Source organism: Nocardiopsis sp. TNDT3, assembly GCF_003427465.1.
GTDB classification, from domain to species: Bacteria; Actinomycetota; Actinomycetes; order Streptosporangiales; family Streptosporangiaceae; genus Nocardiopsis; species Nocardiopsis dassonvillei.
In genome coordinates this window covers 1-2,240 of the sequence record NZ_QPFC01001185.1, presented here as the reverse complement: position 1 = coordinate 2,240, position 2,240 = coordinate 1, and the positions used below count along the sequence as shown (strand labels likewise).

General features: G+C 73.9%; 2 protein-coding genes. Both read left to right on the top strand.

What is annotated here, in order from left to right; genetic code table 11:
* Window positions 1–25 precede the first annotated feature (25 nt).
* The gene (locus DQW06_RS25540) at window positions 26–1,240 is read left to right on the top strand and encodes a DegT/DnrJ/EryC1/StrS aminotransferase family protein (RefSeq protein ID WP_013152490.1); all 1,215 of its coding nucleotides are present in this window, start codon (window positions 26–28) and stop codon (window positions 1,238–1,240) included.
* A partial coding sequence (locus DQW06_RS25535; protein ID WP_157983603.1) for a DegT/DnrJ/EryC1/StrS aminotransferase family protein occupies window positions 1,237–2,240 on the top strand: 1,004 nt, incomplete at its 3' end. The genes DQW06_RS25540 and DQW06_RS25535, both read left to right, overlap by 4 nt.

Sequence of the window (2,240 nt, the reverse complement as noted above, 5' to 3'; positions counted from 1 at the left end):
CCGCCCCCTCCCGCAGCGTAGAAACGTGGAGAAGTTGAAGAGAACGCTCGAACCCCCCGAGGCGGCGCCCCCCGGCAGAACACGCCTCCCCGTCCCCTTCTTCGACCAGTCCCGGAGCTTCGCGGAACTGTGGCCGCGCATCCGGGACAACTGCCTGCGGGTCATGGACCGGGGCAAGTTCTCGCACGGGGCCATGGTCGCCGAGTTCGAGGACGCCCTGGCCCGCTGGACCGGCGCCCGGCACGTGGTCGGCGTCAACTCCGGAACCGACGCCCTCGTCATCCTGCTGCGCGCCGCCGGGCTGCGCCCCGGCGACGAGGTGATCGTCCCCGCCTACTCCTTCGTCGCCACCGCCAGCTCCGTCGTCCTCGCCGGAGGCGTCCCGGTCTTCGCCGACATCGAGGAGCACGGGTACGGCATCGACCCGGCCTCGGTGGACGCGGTGGCCACCTCCCGCACCCGGATGGTCATGCCGGTCCACCTGTTCGACCGCCTGGCCGACATGGAGGGCGTGCGCGAGGTCGCCCGGCGCCGCGGCCTGACCGTGCTGGAGGACAGCGCCGAGGCCATCGGCATGCGGCTGCGCGGCGTGCACGCCGGGCTGCTGGGCACCGGCGGCGTGCTGTCCTTCTTCCCCTCCAAGACCCTCGGCGCCATCGGCGACGCGGGCGCGCTGCTCACCGACGACGACGCCGTCGCCGAGACCGCGCGGGCGCTGCGCCACCACGGCCGCTCCGGACGCACCCTGGACGACTTCCCCGGCATCGCCAACCCGACGGTCGTCGCGGGCTGCAACAGCAAGATGGACGACCTCCAGGCCGCCGTGCTGCTGGCCAAGCTCTCCCGCCTCGACGCCGACATCGCCCGCCGCGCCGAGCTGTCCGCGCGCTACGACGCCCGCCTGCGCGACCTGCCCGGGATACGCGCCGTGCCCGGCGCCGTTCCGCCCCACCCCGGCGGCAACCGGGTCGTCTACGTCCACCTGGTCGAGGCCGACGACCGCGACGCCCTGGTCGCCCACCTGGCCGAGGCCGGGATCGGCACCGAGACCTACTACCCGATCCCGCTGCACCTGCAACCCTGCTTCACCCACCTGGGACACGCGCCCGGCGACTTCCCGCGCGCCGAGGCGGCCTGCGAGGGGGCGGTGGCCCTACCGCTCTACCCCGACCTGACCGACGCCCAGGCGGACCGGGTCTGCGAGGAGATCGAGGACTTCTGCCTTCGGAGGCACGGATGACCACGGCGACCGGGCACCGCATCCCCTTCTTCGCCCCCGACCTGTTCGACGCCGACCGCGACGCCCTGCTGGAGGCCGTCCACGCCACCGGCACCGGCGGCGCGCAGAAGTTCATCCTCGGCGAGCGCACCGCCCGCCTCGAACGCCAACTGCGCGACCGCCTCGCCGCCGCCGACGTCGTCGCCTGCTCCAGCGGCACCTCCGCGCTCACCCTGGTCCTGGCCGCCATGGAGATCGGCCCCGGCGACGAGGTGGTGGTACCGGCCTTCGGCTGCGCGCCGCTGGCCAGCACCGTCGTCGAACGCGGCGCGCGCCCGGTCTTCGCCGACATCGACCCGGTCTCCCTGACCCTGGACCCGGACGCCGCCGAGACCGCCCTCACCGCGCGCACCCGCGCGGTCATGCCCGCGCACCTGTTCTCGATGATGGCCGCCATGCCACGGTTCCGGGACCTGGCCGACCAGTACGGGCTGCGCCTGGTCGAGGACTCCGCGCTGGCCCAGGGCGGAACCCTCGGCGGCCGCCCCGCCGGGCTGTGGGGCGACGCGGGGGTCTACTCCTTCGTCCAGGTCAAGACCTTCGGCATGCCCGGCGAGGGCGGCGTGGTGGTCACTTCGGACGCCGAACTCGCCGTGCGCGTGCGGATGCTGCGCAACCACGGCCAGGACGGCACGCACCGCTTCCTGCACCACCGGATCGGCCTCAACAGCCGATTCGACGAGGTGATGGCCGAGTTCCAGCTGCACCGGCTGGGCGGGCTGGAGGACCGGCTCGCCCGCCGGGCCGAGATCTCCACCTACTACTCCAGCCGGTTCGCACGACTGGCCGGAGCCGGGATCACTGCGCCGCCCACGGGCGGCGACGGGCGCTGCCACTACGTCTACACGCTCCTGGCCGAGCAGCGCGACGACCTGCGCGTCCACCTGTCCGCGCACGGGATCGACACCCACGTGTACTACCCGCGCGCCCTGCCCGCCCAGCCCGCGTTCGCCCCGTACGC